Source organism: Mesorhizobium sp. CA12 (assembly GCF_020165255.1).
Classification (GTDB): Bacteria; Pseudomonadota; Alphaproteobacteria; order Rhizobiales; family Rhizobiaceae; genus Mesorhizobium.
Genome location: NZ_JAIUHT010000002.1, coordinates 436,317 through 459,247, shown reverse-complemented (window position 1 = coordinate 459,247; position 22,931 = coordinate 436,317). Strand labels below are relative to the sequence as shown.

Genomic DNA, 22,931 nt, shown 5'->3' with positions numbered 1-22,931 from the left:
GGCCGTGAAGCACCAAACCCTTGATCAGATCAACGCCGTTGCCGACGTTCACACCGAAGCACCGGCTCTCATCGCCAATCGCGGTCAGCGCCTCGAGCGCTGGGCGCAGCTTCTTGAACAAAATCCCGGCCGCCGCCTCACGGCGCTGGCGGGCACCGAATACGCCTCAGCCGATGTGCGCCAAAGAATGCGTATCGACGGCTCGGCGATCACCATCGCTTTCGAGGATCCGATCTTCCGCGCGCAAGGCCTGCGGGACGACACTTACGGCGAAGCCAAGCGCTTCTTCGAAATGAGCGACTGGCAGCTGCATGAAGTCGTCTGTCATTGCCATGTCGGCGCCAACATGCCGGCCCGCTGGGCGGCCTCGCGCGTGCGCGCGGCGATCTCCCCGGGCGCCGGCATTCTTGCGTGGCTGAGAGCGGTGTTCATGCGCTAGAGCGGTTCCGTCGGCGGGATCGCGTCGGGCTCGCTGGCTGACGCAGACGAAGGAGAGGCGCCGGGCTCTCCTCCGCGTCAGCGATCGATCTCGCCGAACACGATGTCGAGCGAGCCGATGATCGCCGCGACATCGGCCACCATGTGCCCGCGCGACAGGAAATCCATCGCCTGGAGATGGGCGAAGGATGGCGCGCGTATCTTGCAGCGATAGGGAATGTTGCTGCCATCCGAGACCAGATAGACGCCGAACTCGCCTTTCGGCGCCTCGACCGCGGCATAGACCTCTCCGGGCGGCACGCGGTGGCCTTCGGTATAAAGCTTGAAATGATGGATGGTCGCTTCCATCGAGCGCTTCATGGTGGCGCGCGGCGGCGGCGTGATCTTCTGGTTGGGCACCGCGACCGGGCCCCGGCCATCGGATGAGCGCAGCTTTTCCAGGCACTGCCGCATGATCCGCACCGACTGGCGCATCTCTTCCATGCGCACCAGATAGCGATCGTAACAGTCGCCGTGCTTGCCGATGGGGATGTCGAAATCCATTTCGGGATAGCATTCATAGGGCTGCGCCTTGCGCAGATCCCAGGCGGCGCCCGAGCCGCGCACCATGGGGCCGGAGAAGCCCATGCCCCAGGCGTCGTCGAGCGAGATCACGCCGACATCGACATTGCGCTGCTTGAAGATGCGGTTGTCGGTGAGCAGGCCCTCGAGATTGTCGCAGACCTTCAGGAACGGATCGCAGAAATCCCAGATGTCGTCGAGCAGCTTTTCCGGCAGGTCCTGGTGGACGCCGCCGACGCGGAAATAGTTCGCGTGCATACGCGCGCCTGAGGCGCGTTCATAAAACACCATCAGCTTCTCGCGTTCGGCGAAACCCCATAGCGGCGGCGTCAGGGCGCCGATATCCATGGCCTGCGTGGTGACGTTGAGAAGATGCGACAAGAGCCGCCCGATCTCGCAAAACAGCACGCGGATCAGTTGGCCGCGCCGGGGAACGGACAGCTCGAGCAGCTTTTCAGCGGCAAGGCAGAAGGCATGCTCCTGGTTCATCGGCGCGACGTAGTCGAGCCGATCGAAATAAGGCAGGGCCTGCAGATAGTTCTTGTATTCGATGAGCTTCTCGGTGCCGCGATGGAGCAGGCCGATATGCGGATCGGCGCGGTCGACGATCTCGCCGTCCAGTTCCAGCACCAGCCTGAGCACGCCATGCGCCGACGGGTGCTGCGGCCCGAAGTTGAGCATGAAGTTGCGGACCGCGGCTTCGGTCATGACAGCCTCCGCAAGAGTGAGGATCGAAGGCGAACCGCGGCCCGTCGGCCGCCGTTCGGCTGCGTCATGCCCCCAAAGGTCAAGCCGTCGTCTGGATGATCAGCGTCAGCGTGCCGTCACCGTCGATGTTGGCGGCAACGACCTGCGAGGAATTCAGTCCGTTCGCATGCAGAACCGACGTCGCCTCGGGCGAGGCGTCGACCGAGTTCTGCAGCTTGGCCAGTTCCTTGGCGGTCGTCCTGGTGACTATGGCTTCGGCCTGCGCCTTCACTTCCGAGGGCAGGTCCTCCATCGCCACCACGACGATGTTGGTGACGTTCTGGGCGGCATCGTCCTGGCCGGGCTGCGGCTGGCCGGGGATGGGTTCCTGGGCAGGGGGCGTCGCTTGCGGCGGCTGCGGATCGGCGCGTTGAGCGGAAGCGGGTTGCGCCAATGCCATTGCCGACAGCGTCAGGACCATCGTCAACATGCGCATCGTCTTTCCTTTCCATCTGGAAAATCTGACGACACAACCCTGGCGCCCGGCGATGGTTCCCGGATAATCGCCGGCGCGGCTGCTTAAAGAGCCCGCATTGTCCGCAACGTCACCGAATAGCGATGGCGTTCGACTGGCGGAATGCTGTGCTCCCACTCGTGCCTGGCCGGGCCTGCCATGAGGTAGAGCGATCTGGGCTCGACCTTGATCGTTTCACGGTCCCACGCCGCGCCGTTCTTGCGGCGCAGCCGGAAGCTGCAGGACGCCAGCAGGGAAACGCCGGCGACCAGCTCGAAATGCGGCTTGTCCCGATGCCAGCCTATGCCCGCGCCCGGGCGATATTCGTTGATCAGCACTTGCGCGAACTCTGTTGCGGGGATGCACGCAAAAGCGGCGACCTTGGCGCGAAGCGGCAGCAGGAAGTCCGGTATGGGCGGCGCTTCCACGACCTGGCGGCGTTCGTAATCGTAGCGCAAGCCGAAGCCGACGACCTGCCTGTTGGCAAGATGGCCGTGGAAATCGAACGGCTTGAAGGGCAGGCCCCGGATATGACGGACCAGCTCGTGCTCTTCGTCGCGGGCAATCAGATCCGGCTGGTAGGAGAAGCCCACGGGCATGGGCGGCTGGCTTGCAGGCCCACCGAACAGATCGCCCTGGAAAGCGTCGCCGGCAGCTCGGTTTTTCAATGATGTCATGCGGCTCAGATAGGCAATCGGGCCCCTTGTGCAAGCCGGCACGGCGGAACCTCGCGGCGCACGAAGAATTAAGCGTTGGAAGCAGGAGGCGGCACATGCCTTCCACCGCGATCCGGGCTATCCATTACGATCCGTCGAGGCGGGTCCTCTCGGTATGGTTCGTCCCGACCGGCAAGCGCTATGACTATGAGGACGTAGGACCCGAGGTCTACACGGCTTTCAAGGCGGCCTTCTCAAAAGGGCAGTTCTTCAACGAATTCGTTCGCGACCGTTTCAGATATCACCTGGTCGAGCATGAAAACTCGGCCTGCTCCGAAAAAATATAGAAATCAATGAAGTTAATGGCGGAGAGAGCGGGATTCGAACCCGCGTTACGGTTTCCCGTAAACACACTTTCCAGGCGTGCGCCTTCAACCACTCGGCCACCTCTCCGTCTTGGCATCTCGCGTCGGCCGGTTTTGCCGCGCGGGTTGGGGAGATGCTCCCATGGGAAGTCCTCAACAGATATCTGGTGTGCCCTCAACCGGCAGGCAACCCTTCCCGGCACCGCTAGCCGTCTAGGCAAACAGGCGCGGGGCTCATCTAGTCGATCCTAAAGCGAATGCCAAGCCATATTGGCATTGCCGCGGCTTTTGCCGTGTATGGGCGCAAAGGCGGGTTCAGGGGGCGATGCGTTCGAATGATGTGCACAGGCCGATGGCGGCGCGCCGGCGACGCTTGACTTCGCCTCGGCTCGGCTGTCGACTGCGCCAAATCTTGTTTCATGCAGTCCCGGCGGACGCTTGCGAGCTTTCCCTGGAATTGCCGGTTCGGTTTTTTGCAATTCCCGCCGGAAAGTCGCCAGGCGGCTTTCCCGGAATTGCCTGGGCGAGGGGCATCGTCCCGACATGGCATCGATCGACCAGCAACCCGCGGGGCGGCCGGACGGCGGGCTTTCCCTCATCCCGGTGGCGTGGCTCGTCATCGTTATGGGGCTGTCGGCCTACGGGCTGATCTCCTCCTGGCGGCTGATCGGCGACTTCAGCCTGCCCGACAGCGTGTTCTTCCTGGTCTATGGCGGCCTTACGGGCGGCGTCATCACCATCCTGTGGGGGCTGTACCTGCTTGGCCTTGCCTTCAACCGGTCGGCCCGCTTTCCTCGCCATTACACGATCTGGCAGATCGCCATCATCATCTGGCTCCTGGTGCGCCAGGCCTATGTGTTGCTCGTGTCCGACTTCGTCTTCTCGGCCGAGGCGCTGGGCTTCACCGTCGCCGAGATCGCCATCGGCCTACTTTGCATTTACCTGCTGCGCAACGGGGCCGGCGCCGAGACGATCTACGCCAATCCGGAGACCGAGCGGCCGCCGGTCTTCGTCTCGATCCTTGCCGCGCTGCTCGGCATCATCCTTGGCGGCGCGATCGGCGCCTGCGCCGGTTTCTTCGCCGGTTCGCTGATAGCGAACCTAACGCATATGAGCTGTTTCGAGGGCGCCTGCGGATTTTTCGCGGCTTTTGTCGGCCTGGGCGGCCTGATCGTCGGCGCGGTCGCCGGCGGCATTTTCGCCATCTGGCGGGTGAACCGGCGCAAGCCTGCGCGGGCTCGCTAATTTCACGGGCCGCGATTGCGCGGAAACCACGCACGCTCTATGTCGGTTTACGGGGCAGGCGGGAGCGTTCCCGGGGAGAGCGTCGATGTTGCGTTTCATCTTTCGGCTGGCAGCCATGGTTGCGCTGTCGATCTCGGTGATCATGGCGGTGATCGATACGACACGCTCGGTCGCAGCCTCCTCGCTGGTGCTGACGCCGCTCAATGCAAGCTGGCTCGCGGTCTCGCCCGATACCCGTGCGGCCTTCGAGACTTTCGTGCGCACCAAGGCAAGCCCGCTGGTCTGGGACGGCGCCGTCGCATGGGTGCTCGCACAACCAGGTTTTGCTGTTTTCGCGGTGCTGGCCTTCCTGCTCTACGCCATCGGCTACCGGCGCAAGCGCCGCGGCGCGGAATTCGCCCCAAGTCCCTGAAGGCTCTTGTTTTGACGCTGTTGCGGACGGACGGCCACGGCGAAATCGCCGGTAACCGCTTTTTCCAACAGGTCAAAATTCCACGTGAATTTTGTTTCGCGCCGTGCCAGATTGACCGCGAGCGGGAGGGGCAAAACACTTCCTGCCTGGCACCGCAAGCCTGCCGGAGAACCGGGCGGGCAGGCGGCGCATAACGGAAAAATAACCGACAGGGTGTGGATCACATGAAACGTATCGTTCTCGGCCTTCTGGCCGCAACCGCAATGGTTCTTCCGGCTTTCGCCGCGGATGTCCAGCCGGCCATCCTCTATGATCTGGGCGGCAAGTTCGACAAATCCTTCAACGAGGCCGCCTATCATGGCGCGGAGAAGTTCAAGGCCGAAACCGGCATCGCCTATGTCGAATTCGAGGTCTCCAACGCCTCGCAGCGCGAGCAGGCGCTGCGCCGCTTCGCCGAGGACGGCCGCAACCCGATCGTCATGGCCGGCTTTGCCTGGGAGGACGCGCTGAAGAAGGTCGCGGCCGAATATACCGATCTCAACTTCGCCATCATCGACGATGCCGTCGACCTGCCCAATGTCCGCTCGCTGGTGTTCAAGGAGAATGAAGGCTCCTACCTCGTCGGCATCCTGGCGGCGATGGCGTCGAAGTCGAAGAAGGTCGGCTTCGTCGGCGGCATGGACATCCCGCTGATCCGCAAGTTCGAATGCGGCTATGTCGGCGGCGCCAAGTCGGCCGGCGCGACGGACGTCATCCAGAATATGACCGGCGACACGCCGGCCGCATGGAACGACCCGGCCAAGGGCGGCGAGATCGCAAAGACGCAGATCGACCAGGGCGCCGACGTGGTTTACGCGGCTGCCGGCGGCACCGGCGTCGGCGTGCTCCAGGCGGCGGCGGATGCGGGCAAGCTCGGCATCGGCGTCGATTCCAACCAGAACGGCCTGCAGCCCGGCAAGGTGCTGACCTCGATGCTGAAGCGCGTCGACGTTGCCGTCTACAATGCCTTCATGGACGGCAAGAACGGCACCTTCAAAGGCGGCGTCGAAAATCTCGGCCTCAAGGAAGGCGGCGTCGACTACGCCATGGACGACAACAACAAGGCGCTGGTGACCGATGAGATGAAGGCGGCCGTCGAAAAGGCCAAGGCCGACATCATCTCGGGCAAGGTCCAGGTGCACGACTACACCACCGACAACGCCTGCCCGTATTGATCTGCGGCTGAAGCAAGGTTTGAACCGCCGGGCCAACGCCCGGCGGTTTCGCTTTGGAGAGGGAACGATGCGGCCGACGATCGAGGCCATGGCTGAAGGCGACGTCGAAGCAATCGCGGGGCTTCGCCTCGCGGCTTTCTTCGAAGGCACGGACCGGACACTCGACGAGGACATGGCCGGGTTGCGCGGGTTGATCGCCGGCGACGGCTCCGAGGCAGCCTTCGTTGCGCGCGACCGTGGCCGGCCGATCGGGAGCTGCCTGCTCGTCCGCAGCGAAATCAGTTCGCCGCACGACTTCTCGCCATGGCTGGCCGGGCTGATCGTCGAGGATGGATATCGCGGCAGCGGCGTTGGCACGGCGCTGGTCAGAACCGTTGAGGCTCATGCTGTCTCGGCCGGTATCGGCAAGCTCTATCTCTACACCTGGCAGGCGCGCGGCTTCTACGAGGCGCTTGGATGGACGGCGGTCGAGACCTTCGAGCAGGACGGCGCGCCGATGCTTCTCATGTCGCATGAGCTATAGCGTGCCGGCGAGATAGCCGAGCGCAAAGGCGGCCAGCAGGGCAAGCACAATAACAAAGCCAAGCCTGCCGCGCGGATGGAGGCCGACGCGATAGGGCTTGCGCTCGAGCCGGTGGATCATCGGCGGCGGCGGTTCGGCCTCGGCGGCAATGCCGGCGAGCCGTGCCTGCATCTGCGGCAATTCGGCAAGGCGCTGCGTGACCAGCTCCCAGCGATTGTCGCGCCCTTCAGGTGCCGCGGGATCGAAGGCGCGCAAGCGCTCGGCCAGCCGCAGCACCGTGTCGCGAAAGGCGGGATCAATCTCGAGGTCGCGCTCGGCGCGGGCGCGTTCCCTGTCGTTCATCAGGCCAAAGACATAATCGCCGGCCCTGGCGACATTGTCGCTTTCACTGGACATGGCCGTCTTTCCCCATGGCTTCTCACCAATGCGGCGGCTTGGTCACCGGCACGTCGGAGGCGGTCTGCTCCTCCAATTCCAGGAAACGGTCGGCGAGGGCTGCGAGCTTGCGCTCCATGCGCTCGATCACCTTCCACTGTTCGGCGATCTGGCCGGACAGTTCCTCGATGGTCTTTTCCTGCTCGGCGGCGCGGATTTCCAGCGTCGTCAACCGATCGTCAGGCATGGCCATGCAAAACCGACCCTTCGAATGTGAAGCCTCCACCCAAGCAGATATTCGTGGGATGCCCGAATATCTGCTTAGGCCCTGTTGGTTCTCGCAGGTTCTGATCGCAAAACCGTGGACAGTTTTGCGGAACTTGCTCAGGTTCGAAATTGACAAGGGCGCGGCGATTTGTCGAGAGTGAACGGCCGATTGGCATAAGCGGGGCATCATGCTAGGCCTTTTGACCAAGCGATAAAAAATAACAGTGGGAACAGGCTGCATGGCGCAAGCCGCAATCGAGCTCATAGGCATCAACAAGAGCTTTGGCGCAGTGCGCGCCAACCGCGATATCAACCTGGAGGTGGCGCGCGGCACCATCCACGGCATCGTCGGCGAAAACGGCGCCGGCAAATCGACGCTGATGTCGATCCTCTACGGCTTCTACCAGGCCGACAGCGGCGAGATCCATGTCGGCGGCAAGCCGGTGTCGATCAACACCTCGAACGACGCCATCGCGCTCGGCATCGGCATGGTGCACCAGCATTTCATGCTGGTCGACAATTTCACGGTGCTGGAGAACGTCATCCTCGGCGCCGAAAACGATGTGCTGCTGAAGAGCAGCATCGCCAAAGCGCGCTCGGAACTCGACCGGCTGGAGCGCGAATACGGGCTCGAGGTCGATCCCGACGCCGTCATCGAAGAGCTGCCGGTCGGCCTGCAGCAGCGCGTCGAAATCCTCAAGGCGCTCTACCGCGGCGCCGAGATCCTGATCCTCGACGAGCCGACGGGAGTGTTGACGCCGGCCGAGGCCGACCACCTCTTCCGCATCCTCAAGCAATTGAAGGATCAAGGAAAAACCATCGTGCTCATCACGCACAAGCTGCGCGAGATCATGGCGATCACCGACACGGTTTCGGTGATGCGCCAGGGCACGATGGTGGCGACCCGGGTGACGAAGGAGACCACGGTCGGCGAACTGGCCGAGCTGATGGTCGGCCGGCGCGTGCTTCTGCGGGTCGAGAAGGGCCAGTCGGACGCTGGCGCCGTAAAACTCTCGGTCAAGAACCTGACGGTGAAGGATTCGCGCGGCGTCACCATGGTCGACAACGTCTCCTTCGACGTGCGCGGCGGCGAGATCGTCGGCATCGCCGGCGTGGCCGGCAACGGCCAGTCCGAACTGCTGGAGGCAATCTCCGGCATCCGGCATGCGGTTTCCGGCGAGGTGATGCTGGAAGGCAAGCCGATCGATCTTACCGGCAAGGCCGATCCCGGCGAATTGCGCGACCGTGGGCTTGCCCACGTGCCGGAGGATCGCCACCATGTCGGGCTGGTGCTCGCCTTCGAGGAGAACGAGAATTCGATCCTCGGCTACCACGACGACGAGCGGTACCTCAAGGGGCCGTTCCTCGACGTCGATGCCATCATGGCCGACGCGAAGGACAAGATCGAGAAATACGACATCCGCCCCGGCAATCCGCGGCTGAAGACGGCGAACTTCTCCGGTGGCAACCAGCAGAAGATCGTGCTGGCCAGGGAGATGGAGCAGGATCCCGGCGTGCTGATCGTCGGCCAGCCGACGCGCGGCGTCGATGTCGGCGCCATCGAATTCATCCACAAGCGGCTGATCGCCATGCGCGACCAGGGCAAGGCGGTGCTGGTGGTCTCGGTCGAGCTCGACGAGATCCGCTCGCTGTCCGACCGCATCCTGGTAATGTTCGCCGGCCGTGTCGTCGGCGAGCGCGGCCCTGACGCGACCGAAGGCGAGCTCGGCCTGCTGATGGCCGGCGTCGAGCACCAGGAGGCCGCCGAATGAGCACGCCTTACGCCAAGCTGCCTGCCTGGGCCGATTATGGGTTGATTCCGCTGATCAACCTGGCGGTTGCCTTCATCGTTGCCGGCTTCGTCGTCATGCTGGTCGGCGAAAATCCGTTCCGTGCCGCCGTCATCCTGGTCGAAGGCGCCTTCGGCAAGGGCACAGGCATCGCCTTCACGCTCTTCTACGCCACGACCTTCATCTTCACCGGGCTGTCGGTGGCGGTGGCGGCACATTGCAGCCTCTTCAACATCGGTACCGAGGGGCAGGCCTATATAGGCGGCCTGGGCATCGCGCTCGTTTGCCTGAGCCTCGACAGCGTGCTGCCCTGGTGGGCGATCTTTCCGATCGCGATCGTGGCCGCGGCGGCGTTCGGCGCGCTGTGGGGGCTGATCCCCGCCTATCTGCAGGCCAAGCGCGGCTCGCACATCGTCATCACCACCATCATGTTCAACTTCATCGCCGCCTCGGTGATGGTCTATCTCTTGGTCGGTGCGCTGAAGCCGGCCGGCTCGCAGGCGCCGCAGACGCGCAATTTCCTCGCCGGCGCCGAGCTGCCGAAGCTCAACTGGATCATCGAATTGTTCGGCGCCAAGATCCGTTCCGCACCCCTCAACATCTGCTTCCTGCTGGCGCTGGTCATGGCCTTCCTGGTCTGGCTTTTGATCTGGCGCACCAGGCTCGGCTATGAGATGCGCACCTATGGCCACAGCCCGAAGGCGGCGCGCTACGCCGGCATATCGGAAACCCGCATCATCATCACCGCGATGATGATCTCGGGCGCGCTGGCCGGTATGATGGCGCTCAACCCGGTGATGGGCGACCAGCACAATGTCGCGATCGATTTCGTGTCCGGCGCCGGCTATGTCGGCATCGCGGTCGCGTTGATGGGCAGGCTGCATCCGGTCGGCATCGTCCTGGCGGCGATCCTGTTCGGCATGCTCTACCAGGGCGGCGCGGAGCTTGCCTTCGAGATGCCGGCGATCAGCCGCGACATGATCGTCATCATCCAGGGGCTGGTCATCCTGTTCGCCGGCGCGCTCGAACACATGTTCAGGCCTTACATCCAGGCGCTGTTCGCCTCGGTCAGCCCGAAATCGGTCGGCATGCAGGCAGTGAACGGTAAGGGGGCCTGAGATGGACATGTTCAACGCCATCATCCAGGTGCTGGATTCGACCATCCGCCTTTCGGTGCCGCTGCTGCTCGCCTGCTTGGCGGGTCTTTATTCGGAACGGGCCGGCATCTTCGACATCGGGCTGGAAGGCAAGATGCTGGTCGGCGCCTTTGCCGGCGCATCGGCCGCCGCCGTCTTCCATTCGGCGCTGATCGGCCTCGGCACGGCGGTCCTGATCTCGGTCGCTTTCGCCCTGGTGCACGGCTTCGCCTCGATCACGCATCGCGGCAACCAGATCGTCTCCGGCGTGGCGATCAATTTCATCGCTGCCGGATCGACCATCATCCTTGGCCAGGCCTGGTTCCAGCAGGGCGGGCGCACGCCGGCGCTGCAGCCGGCCGAACGCTTCGAGGCGATCGTCTGGCCCGGCGCCGAGGCGATCAAGGACGTGCCGATCATCGGCCCGATCTATGCCGAGCTGATCTCCGGCCATTCGATCCTGGTCTATTTCGCCTTCGCCATGGTGCCGTTCACCTGGTGGGTGCTGTTTCGCACCCGCTTCGGTCTCAGGATGCGCGCGGTCGGCGAAAACCCGGCCGCGGTCGACACCGCCGGCATCTCGGTCGCTTGGCTGCGCTACCGCGCGCTGATCTGCACCGGCATCCTCACCGGCGTCGCCGGCGCGTATCTTTCCATGGTGCAGAATGGCGGCTTCGTGAAGGACATGACTGCGGGCAAGGGTTATATTGCGCTGGCCGCGCTCATCTTCGCCAAATGGAAGCCGGTCAACGCCATGTTCGCCTGCCTGTTGTTCGGTTTCCTCGATGCTGCGGCGATCCGCCTACAGGGCTCGCCGCTGCCGATCATCGGCAAGGTGCCGGTGCAATTCATGCAGGCGCTGCCCTATGTGCTGACCGTCATCCTGCTCGCCGGCTTCATCGGCAAAGCCATCCCGCCGCGCGCCGGCGGCGTGCCTTATGTGAAGGAACGCTGAGGTCGAAGAATGCCGGGGCGGGATTTTCGTGCGGCGGCGACCGGTATTTGAACAAGATCGTGGGAGAGAAGAACCGGATGTCGCATGATCTTTTCGAGGCGGCGAAGACGGCGATGGCAAAGGCCTATGCGCCCTATTCGAAGTTCCCTGTGGGGGCAGCGCTGCGTACCGAGGACGGGCGCGTCTTCACCGGGGCCAATATCGAGGTGGCATCCTATCCGGAAGGCTGGTGCGCCGAGACGACGGCGCTCGGCCATTACATCATGGGCGGCGGCGGCAGGATCGTGGAGATCGCGGTGATCGCCGAACGCATGGCCAAATGCTCGCCATGCGGCGGCTGCCGGCAGCGGCTGGCGGAATTCTGCCGGCCGGACACGAAGCTTTATCTCTGCGACAACGCCGGCGTGGCCGAGACGGTGACCATGGGCGACATGCTGCCCTACGGCTTCAGGGGCGACATCTTGAAATGAAGAGCGGGTTGAAATGAAGGAAGCGCTGGATCATCTGGTCGAGAAACTGGACGGACTGGCGCCGACCGCGGCGCTCGTGCTGGGCTCGGGCCTGGGCGGGCTGGTCGACCAGGTCAAGGATACCAGGCGCATCTCCTATGCCGAACTGCCAGGCTTCCCGCGCAGCGGTGTTTCCGGCCATGCCGGCGAGGTGGTTGCCGGGCATTTCGCCGGCACGCCGGTGCTGATGCTGTCGGGGCGCGCGCATTATTACGAGCATGGCAATGCCGCGGCGATGCGGCCGGCGCTGGAGGTGCTTGCCGGCATCGGCATCTCGCATTTGATCCTCACCAATGCCGCCGGCTCCGTCGATCCTGAAATGGGGCCGGGTTCGGTGATGCTGATCACCGACCATATCAATTTCTCCGGCTCCAACCCGCTGATCGGCGAGCCGAGCGACCGCCGCTTCGTCGGCCTCACCGAGGCCTATGACGCCGGCTTGCGCGGCGCGATCGAGAAAGCGGCGAAGGCAACGGGAACTGCGCTGCACCAGGGCGTCTATATGTGGTTTTCCGGGCCATGCTTCGAGACGCCGGCCGAGATCCGCATGGCGCGCGTCATGGGTGCCAACGCCGTCGGCATGTCGACCGTGCCGGAGGTCATCCTTGCCCGCTTCCTCGGGCTCAAGGTCGCTGCCTGCTCGGTCATCACCAACCTGGCGGCTGGCATGACCGGAGCGGAGCTCTCGCACCAGGAAACCAAGGATATGGCGCCTATCGGCGGCGCGCGGCTGGCGACGATCCTGCGGCGCGTCTTCCAGGACGGCTTGCCCGACTGATGCTGCCGCAGGAGATCATCCGCCGCAAACGCGACGGCCACAAGCTCTCGGCCGACGAGATCGCGGCCTTCGTCGCGGGGCTGACGGCAGGCATCATCTCCGAGGGCCAGGTCGGCGCTTTCGCGATGGCCGTGTTCCTCAACGGCATGAGCCGCGAGGAAGCGGTGGCGCTGACGATCGCGATGCGCGATTCCGGCGATGTGCTCGACTGGTCCGACCTGCCGGGCCCTGTCACCGACAAGCATTCCACGGGCGGCGTCGGCGACAATGTCTCGCTGATGCTGGCGCCGATCGTCGCGGCCTGCGGCGCCTGTGTACCGATGATCTCGGGCCGCGGGCTCGGCCACACCGGCGGCACGCTGGACAAGATGGATGCCATCCCCGGCTATGCCAGCCAGCCGGACGTGGCGCTTTTCCGCAAGACGGTGCTCGAGACCGGTTGCGCCATCATCGGCCAGACCGCCGATCTCGCGCCGGCCGACCGCAGGCTCTACGCGATCCGCGACGTCACCGGAACGGTCGAATCGGTCCCGCTGATCACCGCCTCGATCCTGTCGAAGAAGCTTGCCGCGGGCTTGGGCTCGCTGGTGCTCGACGTCAAGGTCGGCAACGGCGCCTTCATGGAGAAGTCGCGCGATGCCGTCGCTCTGGCGAACAGCCTGGTCGAGGTCGCCAATGGCGCCGGCTTGAGCGCCTCAGCGCTGGTGACCGGCATGAACGAGCCGCTGGCCTCGGCCGCCGGCAACGCGGTCGAGGTGAAGAATGCCGTCGATTTCCTCACCGGGCGATATCGCGACCGGCGGCTGGAGGAGGTGACGCTGGCGCTGGCGGCCGAGATGCTGCAGTCGGCGGGGCTCGTCTCGTCCAACCAGGACGGCATCAGGCGATCCACCGAAGCGCTTGCCGGAGGCCGTGCGGCGGCCGTCTTCGCGCGAATGGTTTCCGCACTTGGCGGTCCCGCCGATTTCATCGAGAACGCGGAAAAATATTTGCCGACTGCGCCCGTCGAACTGGCCGTGAAGGCGGAACAGGATGGGTTCGTGACCGGCATCGCCACGCGCGATATCGGGCTTGCCGTCGTCACGCTCGGTGGCGGCCGTACCCGTCCGGACGACACGATCGATCATGCCGTCGGCTTGACCCGGCTGTTGCCGGTCGGCGCCGAGCTGCGCCCGGGCGAGGCACTGGCGCTGGTGCATGCCCGTACCAATGCGGAGGCCGAGGCAGCGGCGGCGGCCGTGCGAGCTGCTTATGCGATCGGCGGTTCCAAACCGCCCGCCGAAAAGACCGTGCTCAGGCGGATACTGCCGCGCTAGAGCAGTTCATCGTTTCGCGGAAACGGTGAACTGCTCTATCCTTTGTGGCTGACGCAATTCCGGACGGAAAACCGTTGCGCACTTTTCCTGGAATTGTTTACGTCGGATTTACTGAACGAGCAGCAGCGAGCCGTCCTGGACCTGGTATTTCTGCAACCGCTGCAGGAAGCTCATGCCGATCAGGTTGGTCTGCAGCGCCCTGTCGTCGAGCACCATCGCCTGGACGTTATCGACCGAGATCTTGCCGATCTGCAGGTGGTCTACCGTCACCACGGCGGCCTTTACCGCGCCGTTGGCGGTGTTCACCTGTCGATTGAAGTCGGACGGATTGAGCGAGACGCCGATCCTGCGCGCCGTCGAGGTGTTGATGGCGACCAGCGTCGCGCCGGTGTCGATCATGCCATCGATCTGGCGGCCATTGAGCTTGAACTGCGACGTGAAGTGGCCGCGCGCATCGGCGTTGACCAGCACCTGGCGGCCGAGCGGCATCGGCGCGGCTGGTTTGTTCGGGACCGAAGCGAGATTGACCAGGGGCTGAGCCTCCGGGGCCGCCGGCTGCGGGGCGACGACCGATTCCAGGAGCCCGTCCACCAGATGCGGGTTAGCCTGATAGACGATCGGAATAGAAGCCGAAGTTCCGGCAAAGATGCCGAGGATGAGAAGCTTGCGCAGCATGGATGCCCCTAAAGCGTTTTCACCGTTTCACGAAAACGTTGAACCGCTCTATCCCTTTGGTTTGGAGCAATCCCGAAAGGAAAACCGCTTCACACTTTTGCTGGAATTGCTCCCGAAGGCCTGCATCCTTATGCCGATATGGTGTGTGCGACTTTAACGCGTGTGGGGAACCGCAAGCTTGCGTAAACGGCCAGTTAAGAACGGCGCTCACTTTGTGCCGTACATGCGGTCGCCGGCGTCGCCGAGGCCCGGCATGATGTAACCCTTGTCGTTCAACTGCCGGTCTATCGAGGCGGTGAAGATCGGCACGTCCGGATGCGCCTTGGTGAAGCGCTCGATGCCTTCGGGGGCGGCAAGCAGGCAGAGGAAGCGGATGTTGGTGGCGCCGCGCCCCTTCAGCTTATCGATCGCGGCGATCGCGGAATTCGCGGTCGCCAGCATCGGATCGACGACGATCACCAGGCGGTCGGCAAGATCGCTCGGCGCCTTGAAGAAATACTCGACCGCTTCAAGCGTCTCGTGGTCGCGGTAGAGGCCGATATGGGCGACGCGTGCGGCCGGCACCAGGTCGAGCAGGCCCTCGAGCAGGCCGTTGCCAGCGCGCAGCACCGAAGCAAAGACCAGCTTCTTGCCTTCCAGCGTCGGTGCCTCCATCTCCTCGATCGGCGTCTCGATCATGGTCGTGGTCAGCTCGAGATTGCGGGTCACCTCATAGCCGAGCAGCAGCGAAATCTCGCGCAGCAGCCGCCGGAAGCCGGCCGTCGAGGTCTCCTTCTTGCGCATGATGGTCAGCTTGTGCTGGACGAGGGGATGGTCGACGACGGTGACGCCCTGCATGATGTGCTCCGACTGGTTCGGGGTAGTAGTCAGTAGTCAGTAGTCAGTAGTGAGTAGTGAATAGTGAGCCGATTTGCGAGTCCTCGCCTCGGGGAAAGCTCCGGCCTTCAACCGATCTATGCGCGCTCGGCCAAATGCATAACTACTGACTACCGACTACTCCCCTACTCCCCTACTCACTCACCGCACCTTCGCGTCCAACCGGCTTAGCAGCACCGCCTTGGTCTTCTTGTCCACGAAGGCCGCTTCGATAGCCGTTCTGGTGATCCCGGCGAGCGCCTTGTCGTTCAAGGCGAAATGCTCGGCGGCGATATCGTATTCGCGCTTCAGCGAGGTCCAGAAGTAGGGCGGGTCGTCGGAGTTGAGCGTCACCTTGCAGCCGGCTGCGCGCAGCGCCGGAAAGGGATGGTCGGCGAAGCTGTCGAATACTTTCAGCGCGATATTGGAGCCCGGGCAGCATTCCAGCACCACGCCTTCGGCGGCGATGCGGCGGACCAGGTCAGGGTTCTCGATGGCGCGAACGCCGTGGCCGATGCGGGAGGGGCGGATTTGGTCGAGGGCGGCCGCCACACTTTCCCAGCCCATCAGCTCGCCGGCATGGATGGTGATGCCGAGACCCGCTTCGCGCGCGATCTCGAAGGCGCGCACATAATCCTCGAAGTCGCCGATGCGCTCGTCGCCGGCGACGCCGAAACCGGTCACCAGCGGGTGGCCGCAGCGTGCCGCGAAGCGCGCCGCCTGCTCGATCGCCTCGACCCCGACATGGCGCACGCCGGTGACGATCATGCGGCCCTCGATACCGGTCTTGGCCTTGGCGCGGGTCATGCCTTCGCCCAGCGCATCCGTATAGGCTTTTGGCGACAGGCCGGCCTTTTTGGCATGGTCCGGCGAGGTGAAAATCTCGGAATAGATGGCACCGTCGCGGGCGAGGCTGGTCAGATAGTAGTCGGCGAGGCGGGCATAGTCCTCCTCCGTGCGAAACAGGTCGGAAGCGAAATCGTAAGCCGCGAGAAACGAGGTGAAGTCCTGCCAGACGAAGGAGCCGTCCCGGATGTAGGGCGAAGGGTCCTTGCCGTATTTGCGGGCTTGGGCGACGACGAGCTCGGGCGCCGCCGCCCCTTCGATGTGGCAGTGCAGTTCGGCCTTCAAAATCATGCGGTCATCCCGTCCGATGTGCTGCTCTCGCGCAGATTCTGGCCGGAAAATCATGCGTGGCCTTTCCCTGCCGGGTTTTGAAGGCGCGGCCGAAAACCGCGCCTTGGACAATAGCGTCGGCACCATCGATCGGCTATGGTCCCGCCGGTTTTATGGCGGATCAAAATAATGTCGGTTGAGAGAACCACGGCCGCGGGCGGCATGGAAACCTCCTATGGTTTCAGGAAGGTCGGGGAAGGCGAGAAGCAGCCCCTGGTCAACGACGTCTTCCATAAGGTGGCCAATCGATACGACCTGATGAACGATCTGATGTCGGCCGGGTTGCATCGGTTGTGGAAGGACGCGATGGTCGCCTGGCTGAATCCTCCCAAAAAGGCAGGCTGGAAGGTGCTCGATGTCGCCGGCGGCACCGGCGATATCGCCTTTCGTATCATCGAGGCCAGCCAGCGCCAGGCCCATGCCACGGTGCTCGACATCAACGGCTCGATGCTGGCCGTCGGCCGCGACCGCGCCGAGAAGCTGGGGCTTGCCGCAAGCACCGACTTCGTCGAGGCCAATGCCGAGGAATTGCCGTTCGAGGACGACAGCTTCGATGCCTATACGGTTGCGTTCGGTATACGCAACGTGCCGCGCATCGAGGTCGCTCTTGACGAAGCCTATCGGGTGCTGAAGCGGGGCGGACGGTTTCTGTGCCTGGAGTTCTCGGAGGTCGACATGCCGCTGCTCGACAAGGCCTATGAGGCCTGGTCGTTCAACGCCATCCCCAAAATCGGCAAGGCGGTGACCGGCGATGGCGAGCCCTATTCCTATCTCGTCGAATCGATCCGCAAGTTCCCCAACCAGCAGAATTTCGCAGCAATGATCACCCGCGCCGGCTTCGACCGCGTCACCTTCCGCAACTATTCGGGCGGCATCGCCGCCCTTCATTCCGGCTGGAAGCTTTGAGGCGCGGCACCTTGCAGCAGGCCGCTTTGAAGCAGGCAGCGCTATGAGCAGCGTCGCTGCCGCCTTCAGGCTCGCCAGGGCCGGCTGGGTGCTGGTCCGCGAGGGCGTCGTCGCGGCGCTGCCGGGCGAAGAGCTTTCCGGAATGCCGAAATTCGGCTGGCGCGTGGCGCGGCTTTTCACCCGCCGCCGGGCGCTGAGCTATCAGCGGGGCGACAGGCTGGCGCGGGCAGTGGTGCGGCTCGGACCTTCCTACGTCAAGCTCGGCCAGTTCCTGGCGACGCGGCCCGATGTCGTCGGCAACGACATGGCGCTGGACCTCGCGCTTTTGCAGGACAAGATGCATACCTTCCCGAGAGCGGAGGCGGTCCATGCGATCGAAGCCTCGCTCGGTCGCAGGATCGACGATCTCTATTCGAGCTTCGGCGAACCGGTGGCGGCGGCCTCTATCGCGCAGGTGCACGGCGCCGAAATCGTGCGCGAGGGTAGCGCTTCGCAGGTGGCGGTGAAAGTTATCCGGCCCGGCGTGCGGCACCGCTTCTTCCAGGATCTCGAAAGCTATTTCCTTGCCGCCCGCCTGCAGGAGAAATACATCCCCGCGTCGCGTCGCCTGCGCCCGGTCGAAGTGACCGAGACGCTGGCACAGACCACCAGAATCGAGATGGATCTGAGGCTCGAGGCAGCCGCGCTTTCCGAACTCGGCGAGAACACCAAGGACGATCCGGGCTTCCGCGTGCCGGCGGTCGACTGGGAGCGGACCGGACGCGATGTCCTCACCATGGAGTGGATCGACGGTATCAAGATGAACGATCTCGCCGGCCTTGCCGACGCCGGCCACGACCTCAAGGCGATCGCCGCCAATCTGGTCCAGTCGTTCCTCAGGCACACGTTGCGCGACGGCTTCTTCCATGCCGATATGCATCCCGGAAATCTGTTCGTCGAGGCGAACGGCACCATCGTCGCGGTCGATCTCGGCATTGCCGGCCGGCTCGGCAAGAAGGAGCGGCGCTTCCTCGCCGAGATCCTCTACGGCTTCATCGTGCGCGACTATCAGCGCGTCGCCGAGGTGCATTTCGAGGCGGGCTACGTGCCGCGCCAGCACAATGTCTCGGCCTTCGCGCAGGCGATCCGCGCCATCGGCGAGCCGATCCACGGCCAGTCGGCGGAGACCATATCGATGGCGAAGCTGCTGACGCTGCTGTTCGAAGTCACCGAGCTGTTCGATATGGCGACGCGGACTGAGCTGGTGCTTTTGCAGAAGACCATGGTGGTTGTCGAAGGCGTCGCCCGCACGCTCGATCCGGCCTTCAACATGTGGAAGACGTCCGAGCCTGTGGTCAGCGACTGGATCGCGGGCAATCTCGGCCCGCGCGGCATGCTCACCGACGCGCGCGACGCGGGCAGAGCCCTTGTGTCGCTGGCAAGGCAGGCGCCGGATCTTGTGGCACGCACCGAGCGGCTGTCGCGCGAGATCGATTTGATGGCGGAAAACGGCCTGCGCTTCGACGAAGCGACCGCGCGCGCGATAGGGAGAGCAGAAGCGCGCCACACCCGCTCCGGCCGCGTGGCGCTGTGGGTGATCGCGCTGACGCTGATCTACGTAGCATGGAAATTGCTCTGACCGCCACACGGCTTGTCGCCGATTGATTGCATTGCTATCATTGCAAGCGCCACCTCACGCGAGTGCAATCACATGGCCAGCATCACGATCCGCAATCTGGATGACGGGGTCAAGGACCTGCTCCGGCAACTCGCGGCCGAAAATGGCTGCTCGATGGAGGAGCAGGCACGAGCGATGATACGCGCCGCGGTCGAAGGCCGGGCAGGGCAGGCCGACCGCATCGGTCAGATCGAAGAAAAGCTGCGTGCGCTGACAGGCTCAAAGGAGCAGGCGGCGCCAGTTGTCACCGCATCCGCGAAATCAGTTTCGCGAGGCTCGCTCTCCGGAAAGCACATCCTGCTCATTATCGGCGGCGGCATCGCGGCTTACAAGGCGCTCGATCTGATCCGGCGGCTGCGCGAGCGGGGCGCTTCGGTGCGGGTGGTGATGACGTCGGCCGCGCAGGAATTCGTCACCACGCTGTCGGTCGGCGCGCTTTCGGCCGACCATGTCTTCACCGAGCTGTTCGACCGCAATGACGAGCACGATGTCGGCCATATCAGGCTGTCGCGCGAGGCCGACCTGCTGGTCGTTGCGCCGGCAACCGCGGACCTGATGGCGAAGCTCGCCAACGGTCATGCCAACGACCTTGCCTCGACGGTGCTTCTGGCCACCGACAAGAAGGTGCTGATGGCGCCGGCGATGAACCCGAAGATGTGGGGGCATCCGGCAACGCGGCGCAATCGGGCCACCTTGCAGAAGGACGGCGTCGCCTTTGTCGGCCCCGCCAAGGGCGAGATGGCCGAAAGCAATGAAGTGGGCGAGGGCCGCATGGACGAGCCGCTGGAGATCGTCGCCGCGATCGAGGCGATGCTCGACGAGAAGCCGAAACCGCTTGCCGGCCGCAGGATCATCGTCACCTCCGGCCCGACGCATGAGCCGATCGATCCGGTGCGCTACATCGCCAACCGCTCGTCCGGCAAGCAGGGCCATGCCATCGCGGCCGCCTTGGCTAAGCTCGGCGGCGATGTCAGGCTTGTCTCCGGCCCGGTCACCGTTGCCGATCCGGCCGGTGTTGCGACCACCCACGTCGAAACGGCCGCGCAGATGAAGCAAGCGGTCGAGAGCCTGCTGCCGGCGGATGCCGCCGTGTTTGTTGCCGCCGTCGCCGACTGGCGCACGGAAAACGCCGCCGGCGAGAAGATCAAGAAGGTTGCGGGCAAGGGACCGCCTTCGCTGCGGATGGTCGAGAACCCCGACATCCTCGCCGGCATCGGCCATCACGCGGAGCGACCAAGCCTCGTCGTCGGCTTCGCCGCCGAGACGCAGGATCTGATCGCCAATGCCGAGGCCAAGTTGAAAAAGAAAGGCGCGGACTTCATCGTTGCCAACGACGTCTCGCACGAAAGTGGCATCGGTCCATCCGGCGTGATGGGCGGCGACCGCAACAAGGTGCGCATCGTGTCCAGGACCGGCGTCGAGGAATGGCCGGAAATGGGCAAGGACGAAGTGGCGGCGCGGCTCGCCGCGCTGATTGCCGAGCGGCTGCAGCAGACTGTCGTCGTCTGAGCCCGAGCGGCAAGCCGGCGCCTCGGCCGCGGCCGCCCTGACATCCCCGTCAACCCGCTGCCAATCTCGGCCGGTTTGTCGCTGAAAATATCCTCAGCGCCGCCAGGCAGCCGAACACGCCGAGGGGCACGAATGCCAGAAACAGCCAACTGGCGACGCCTGCGGCCGCTCCACGGTTCAGACCTTCCGAGAAGCCGCTGGCATTGGCGACGATGCCGGCAAGCGCTGCGCCTACGGCATAGCCGATGCGCTGCATGGTCGGCACGGCGGCCGAGGCGATGGTCTGCTCACCGTCGCGGGCCGAGGCGACGATGACGCGCGTGAGGAAGGGCCAGCAAACGCCGAAGCCGCCGCCCTGCAAAAGGGCGCAGAGCAGGATCAGCGGGATCGAGCCTCCCGGGATTGTGTAGGCGAAGCCGGCGAGGCCGGAGGCGATCATCAAGGCGCCGACGACGATGATCAGCCTCTCGCGCTCCAGCGGTGCATTGGCGATGAGGATCGACAGGATCGACCAGGCGATCGATTCTGCGGCGATGATGTAGCCGGTGGTCAGGATCGGAATGCCGTGCAACGTGGTCAGAAGCAGCGGCCCGTAAATGGTGAAGGTGCAGGTCGCCACGGAGAAAGCCGCAACCATCGTCATGCCGCTGCCAAGCGGCGAGCGCCATGAAAACAGAGGCGACGGGAAGAGCCGGGATTGCGGTCTAAGCGCATCCACGTGGAAGAAAAGCGCCAGGCCGATCAGGCCGAGGAAGAGGAGCAGCGACGAGCGCAACAGGGCGATATCGATGCCGGCGGCGGCGATCAGCACGACGCTGAGGGCGAGACAGGCAAGCGCGGGATAGGGAAAGGGCGGTGCCTTGCCGCTGCTCGCCTGCGGCTTCCTCGCTTCAGGCGTGAGCACGACGAAGCTTGCCAGCGCCATCGCCGCGCCGCCGAAGGTGAATACGCCGAAAGCCCAGCGCCACGACAGGAATTCGGTCATGAGAGCGCCGAGCATCGGGCCGCTGAAGGCGGCGACGCCCCAGATCGCGGACATGATGCCGAAGAGCTGCGGCCAGATGTTGCGTGGAAACAGGCGCTCGACCGAGACGAAAGCCAGCGATACCAGCGCGCCGCCGCCAAGCCCTTCGACCAGTCGCCCGACGAGGAACAACGGCATGGAAGGCGCCGCGGCGCAGATCAGCGCGCCGGTCGCATAGAGCAGGGCCGCGACCATCATGTTGGAGCGCAGGGCGACATAACTGACCAGCCGGCCCGCAGCGGCGCCGGCGACGATCGCGCCGAGCTCGTAGATCGCCAGCGACCAGCCGACCAGCTGCACGCCCGCCAGTTCGCCGACCATGGCGGGCATCACCGTCGCCACCATCGTCTCGTTTGTGGCATGCAACAGGATGCCGAGGCTGACGAAGCAGAAGCGCGCCAGATCGCCGCTCGCCCACAGCGCCCGCCAATCCACCCTCTTGCTGGCCACCCTCTTGCTGGCCACCCTGTTGCTGGCCACCTTGTTGCCGCTCGCTGCCGTCACGCCGATCTCCTGCTTGTTTTGCGCACCTCATCCGCGTTGCGAACGAGGGGCAAGATCCAGTTCGGCAGGGCTTGTAGAACCTCAAGCGCAGTTGAGCTCAAGAGGCTTTTTCGCGGATTTCGAGGCAAGCCACCATTTGCGCCGAAGGGATCCGGCTTTCCAAAGCACTCGGCCCGGAACAGATGTTCCGGGCCGAGTGCGGCGCAATGAATTTGAAAGCCGAGGGCTCACTTATAGGAGTGGACGAGGTCCAGCGACGCTACGGTGACGGCCAGGTTGAGGCCGGTCTGTGCCTGGACGCTGAGCGGCTCCAGCATGAAGGCGCTGTCCAAGCCGCCGACCAGGACGTTGGCGCCGCCGCCGGTCACCACGCTCGCCTCGGCGTTGACGCCGTAATAGCTGCCAGCGAGATCGCCCGCGTCATGGCTGCGGGTGGCGGCAAGCACCGCCCAGACGAGCTGGCCCTGATGCGTCTTGCCGACGTCGACGCCAAGCTTGGAGATCATCCCGGTATAAATCTCGGCCGGGCCGTGATGGGAGGGGCGGAAGACGCAGGAGACGCCCTTGTTCGACGTGATGACATAGCCGACACCGCCGTCGATGGTGCAATCGAGCGTGCCGAGCCGGAGCGTGCCGGCGCTGACCGGAGAAGCGAGGACCGTGGCGGCAAGCGCGGCAGCGGCACAGGCAAGTGTCTTGATCATTGGAAAGTCCCTTTCGCGAAAATCTTGGCCCCGGCTTAAACGATCGAGGTGCACGGAGCGTTCCGCCGAAACTTTGACGCGAACATGGCAAGGGTTAACGCATTGCCCTGGGCGGTTAACGGATCGCTATCGGCGCCTCCGCAGCGCATCATCGCGGCCGCCGACGGCGACCGGGAACGA

The 22,931-nt window shown here is 64.3% G+C and carries 25 protein-coding genes and 1 tRNA gene; 15 read left to right on the top strand and 11 right to left on the bottom strand.

Features of this window, described 5'->3' with window-relative positions; all coding sequences use genetic code 11:
* Positions 1-4 precede the first annotated feature (4 nt).
* On the top strand, positions 5-439 hold the full coding sequence (locus tag LB520_RS06340; protein WP_095766690.1) for a hypothetical protein: 435 nt from the start codon (positions 5-7) through the stop codon (positions 437-439).
* Between the two features lie 77 nt (positions 440-516).
* On the opposite strand, the gene LB520_RS06335 is transcribed toward LB520_RS06340, so the two are convergent.
* The 3 genes from LB520_RS06335 to LB520_RS06325 all read right to left on the bottom strand — a co-directional run bounded on the left by LB520_RS06335 (position 517) and on the right by LB520_RS06325 (position 2,877).
* Positions 517-1,707: an NADH-quinone oxidoreductase subunit D gene (locus tag LB520_RS06335; protein ID WP_140846319.1), complete on the bottom strand. Its 1,191-nt coding sequence runs from the start codon at positions 1,705-1,707 to the stop codon at positions 517-519.
* A gap of 79 nt (positions 1,708-1,786) precedes the next feature.
* Complete coding sequence (locus tag LB520_RS06330; RefSeq protein ID WP_095766251.1) at positions 1,787-2,182, bottom strand: hypothetical protein; 396 nt, start codon at positions 2,180-2,182, stop codon at positions 1,787-1,789.
* An 83-nt stretch (positions 2,183-2,265) separates the two neighbouring features.
* Positions 2,266-2,877, bottom strand: coding sequence for an alpha-ketoglutarate-dependent dioxygenase AlkB (locus LB520_RS06325; protein ID WP_095766252.1), 612 nt, complete (start codon positions 2,875-2,877; stop codon positions 2,266-2,268).
* 95 nt (positions 2,878-2,972) lie between these two features.
* Between LB520_RS06325 and LB520_RS06320 the strand changes: the two genes are divergently transcribed.
* Positions 2,973-3,203 (top strand): KTSC domain-containing protein, encoded by a 231-nt coding sequence (locus tag LB520_RS06320; RefSeq protein ID WP_224636845.1) that lies wholly within the window; start codon positions 2,973-2,975, stop codon positions 3,201-3,203.
* Between the two features lie 16 nt (positions 3,204-3,219).
* On the opposite strand, the gene LB520_RS06315 is transcribed toward LB520_RS06320, so the two are convergent.
* Positions 3,220-3,309: transfer RNA gene (locus LB520_RS06315), tRNA-Ser, on the bottom strand.
* 455 nt (positions 3,310-3,764) lie between these two features.
* Here LB520_RS06315 and LB520_RS06310 point away from each other — a divergent pair.
* The 4 genes from LB520_RS06310 (at position 3,765) to LB520_RS06295 (ending at position 6,615) form a co-directional block, all read left to right on the top strand.
* Positions 3,765-4,466, top strand: coding sequence for a hypothetical protein (locus LB520_RS06310; protein WP_224636844.1), 702 nt, complete (start codon positions 3,765-3,767; stop codon positions 4,464-4,466).
* Between the two features lie 85 nt (positions 4,467-4,551).
* Positions 4,552-4,878 carry a hypothetical protein gene (locus LB520_RS06305; protein ID WP_224636843.1) on the top strand — a complete coding sequence of 109 codons (327 nt, stop codon included), beginning with the start codon at positions 4,552-4,554 and terminating at the stop codon, positions 4,876-4,878.
* Positions 4,879-5,102: 224 nt separating this feature from the next.
* Complete coding sequence (locus tag LB520_RS06300) at positions 5,103-6,092, top strand: BMP family protein (protein ID WP_095766256.1); 990 nt, start codon at positions 5,103-5,105, stop codon at positions 6,090-6,092.
* Between the two features lie 67 nt (positions 6,093-6,159).
* The gene (locus LB520_RS06295) at positions 6,160-6,615 is read left to right on the top strand and encodes a GNAT family N-acetyltransferase (RefSeq protein WP_140846324.1); all 456 of its coding nucleotides are present in this window, start codon (positions 6,160-6,162) and stop codon (positions 6,613-6,615) included.
* Here LB520_RS06295 and LB520_RS06290 read toward each other — a convergent pair.
* Both LB520_RS06290 and LB520_RS06285 read right to left on the bottom strand, forming a co-directional pair.
* The gene (locus LB520_RS06290) at positions 6,610-7,011 is read right to left on the bottom strand and encodes a hypothetical protein (RefSeq protein ID WP_095766258.1); all 402 of its coding nucleotides are present in this window, start codon (positions 7,009-7,011) and stop codon (positions 6,610-6,612) included. The genes LB520_RS06295 and LB520_RS06290 overlap by 6 nt on opposite strands.
* Before the next feature lie 22 nt (positions 7,012-7,033).
* Positions 7,034-7,243 carry a SlyX family protein gene (locus tag LB520_RS06285; protein ID WP_140901446.1) on the bottom strand — a complete coding sequence of 70 codons (210 nt, stop codon included), beginning with the start codon at positions 7,241-7,243 and terminating at the stop codon, positions 7,034-7,036.
* A 253-nt stretch (positions 7,244-7,496) separates the two neighbouring features.
* On the opposite strand from LB520_RS06285, the gene LB520_RS06280 reads away from it, so the two are divergent.
* From LB520_RS06280 to deoA, 6 genes are all read left to right on the top strand, one after another.
* Positions 7,497-9,029: an ABC transporter ATP-binding protein gene (locus LB520_RS06280; protein ID WP_140846326.1), complete on the top strand. Its 1,533-nt coding sequence runs from the start codon at positions 7,497-7,499 to the stop codon at positions 9,027-9,029.
* Positions 9,026-10,165, top strand: coding sequence for an ABC transporter permease (locus LB520_RS06275; protein ID WP_224636842.1), 1,140 nt, complete (start codon positions 9,026-9,028; stop codon positions 10,163-10,165). Before LB520_RS06280 ends, LB520_RS06275 begins: the two co-directional genes overlap by 4 nt.
* Before the next feature lies 1 nt (position 10,166).
* Positions 10,167-11,138 carry an ABC transporter permease gene (locus LB520_RS06270; protein WP_140846328.1) on the top strand — a complete coding sequence of 324 codons (972 nt, stop codon included), beginning with the start codon at positions 10,167-10,169 and terminating at the stop codon, positions 11,136-11,138.
* A 77-nt stretch (positions 11,139-11,215) separates the two neighbouring features.
* Positions 11,216-11,608, top strand: a complete 393-nt coding sequence (gene cdd, locus LB520_RS06265) for a cytidine deaminase (RefSeq protein ID WP_095766692.1) — start codon at positions 11,216-11,218, stop codon at positions 11,606-11,608.
* 13 nt (positions 11,609-11,621) lie between these two features.
* Positions 11,622-12,425 carry a purine-nucleoside phosphorylase gene (locus LB520_RS06260; protein WP_224636841.1) on the top strand — a complete coding sequence of 268 codons (804 nt, stop codon included), beginning with the start codon at positions 11,622-11,624 and terminating at the stop codon, positions 12,423-12,425.
* On the top strand, positions 12,425-13,741 hold the full coding sequence (deoA, locus tag LB520_RS06255; RefSeq protein ID WP_224636840.1) for a thymidine phosphorylase: 1,317 nt from the start codon (positions 12,425-12,427) through the stop codon (positions 13,739-13,741). Before LB520_RS06260 ends, deoA begins: the two co-directional genes overlap by 1 nt.
* A 108-nt stretch (positions 13,742-13,849) precedes the next feature.
* Here the strand turns inward: deoA and LB520_RS06250 are convergent, their stop codons facing one another.
* The 3 genes from LB520_RS06250 to LB520_RS06240 form a co-directional block, all read right to left on the bottom strand.
* Positions 13,850-14,416: a TIGR02281 family clan AA aspartic protease gene (locus tag LB520_RS06250; protein ID WP_224636839.1), complete on the bottom strand. Its 567-nt coding sequence runs from the start codon at positions 14,414-14,416 to the stop codon at positions 13,850-13,852.
* A 207-nt stretch (positions 14,417-14,623) separates the two neighbouring features.
* A complete protein-coding gene (gene upp / locus LB520_RS06245; protein WP_027165262.1) occupies positions 14,624-15,253 on the bottom strand; it encodes a uracil phosphoribosyltransferase in 630 nt (209 codons plus the stop codon).
* 180 nt (positions 15,254-15,433) lie between these two features.
* The gene (locus tag LB520_RS06240; protein WP_224636837.1) at positions 15,434-16,408 is read right to left on the bottom strand and encodes an adenosine deaminase; all 975 of its coding nucleotides are present in this window, start codon (positions 16,406-16,408) and stop codon (positions 15,434-15,436) included.
* Positions 16,409-16,576: 168 nt separating this feature from the next.
* Here LB520_RS06240 and ubiE point away from each other — a divergent pair, with 168 nt between their 5' ends.
* The 3 genes from ubiE to coaBC all read left to right on the top strand — a co-directional run bounded on the left by ubiE (position 16,577) and on the right by coaBC (position 20,519).
* Positions 16,577-17,353, top strand: a complete 777-nt coding sequence (gene ubiE / locus LB520_RS06235) for a bifunctional demethylmenaquinone methyltransferase/2-methoxy-6-polyprenyl-1,4-benzoquinol methylase UbiE (RefSeq protein ID WP_224636835.1) — start codon at positions 16,577-16,579, stop codon at positions 17,351-17,353.
* 43 nt (positions 17,354-17,396) lie between these two features.
* Entirely contained in the window at positions 17,397-18,971 is a 1,575-nt protein-coding gene (ubiB, locus tag LB520_RS06230; protein WP_224636833.1) for a 2-polyprenylphenol 6-hydroxylase, read from the top strand.
* A gap of 72 nt (positions 18,972-19,043) precedes the next feature.
* Positions 19,044-20,519, top strand: coding sequence for a bifunctional phosphopantothenoylcysteine decarboxylase/phosphopantothenate--cysteine ligase CoaBC (gene coaBC / locus LB520_RS06225; RefSeq protein ID WP_224636832.1), 1,476 nt, complete (start codon positions 19,044-19,046; stop codon positions 20,517-20,519).
* A 49-nt stretch (positions 20,520-20,568) separates the two neighbouring features.
* Here coaBC and LB520_RS06220 read toward each other — a convergent pair whose 3' ends face one another.
* Both LB520_RS06220 and LB520_RS06215 read right to left on the bottom strand, forming a co-directional pair.
* A complete protein-coding gene (locus LB520_RS06220; protein ID WP_224636878.1) occupies positions 20,569-21,993 on the bottom strand; it encodes an MFS transporter in 1,425 nt (474 codons plus the stop codon).
* 281 nt (positions 21,994-22,274) lie between these two features.
* Positions 22,275-22,751, bottom strand: a complete 477-nt coding sequence (locus LB520_RS06215; protein ID WP_140541919.1) for a DUF992 domain-containing protein — start codon at positions 22,749-22,751, stop codon at positions 22,275-22,277.
* Between the last annotated feature and the right edge of the window lie 180 nt (positions 22,752-22,931).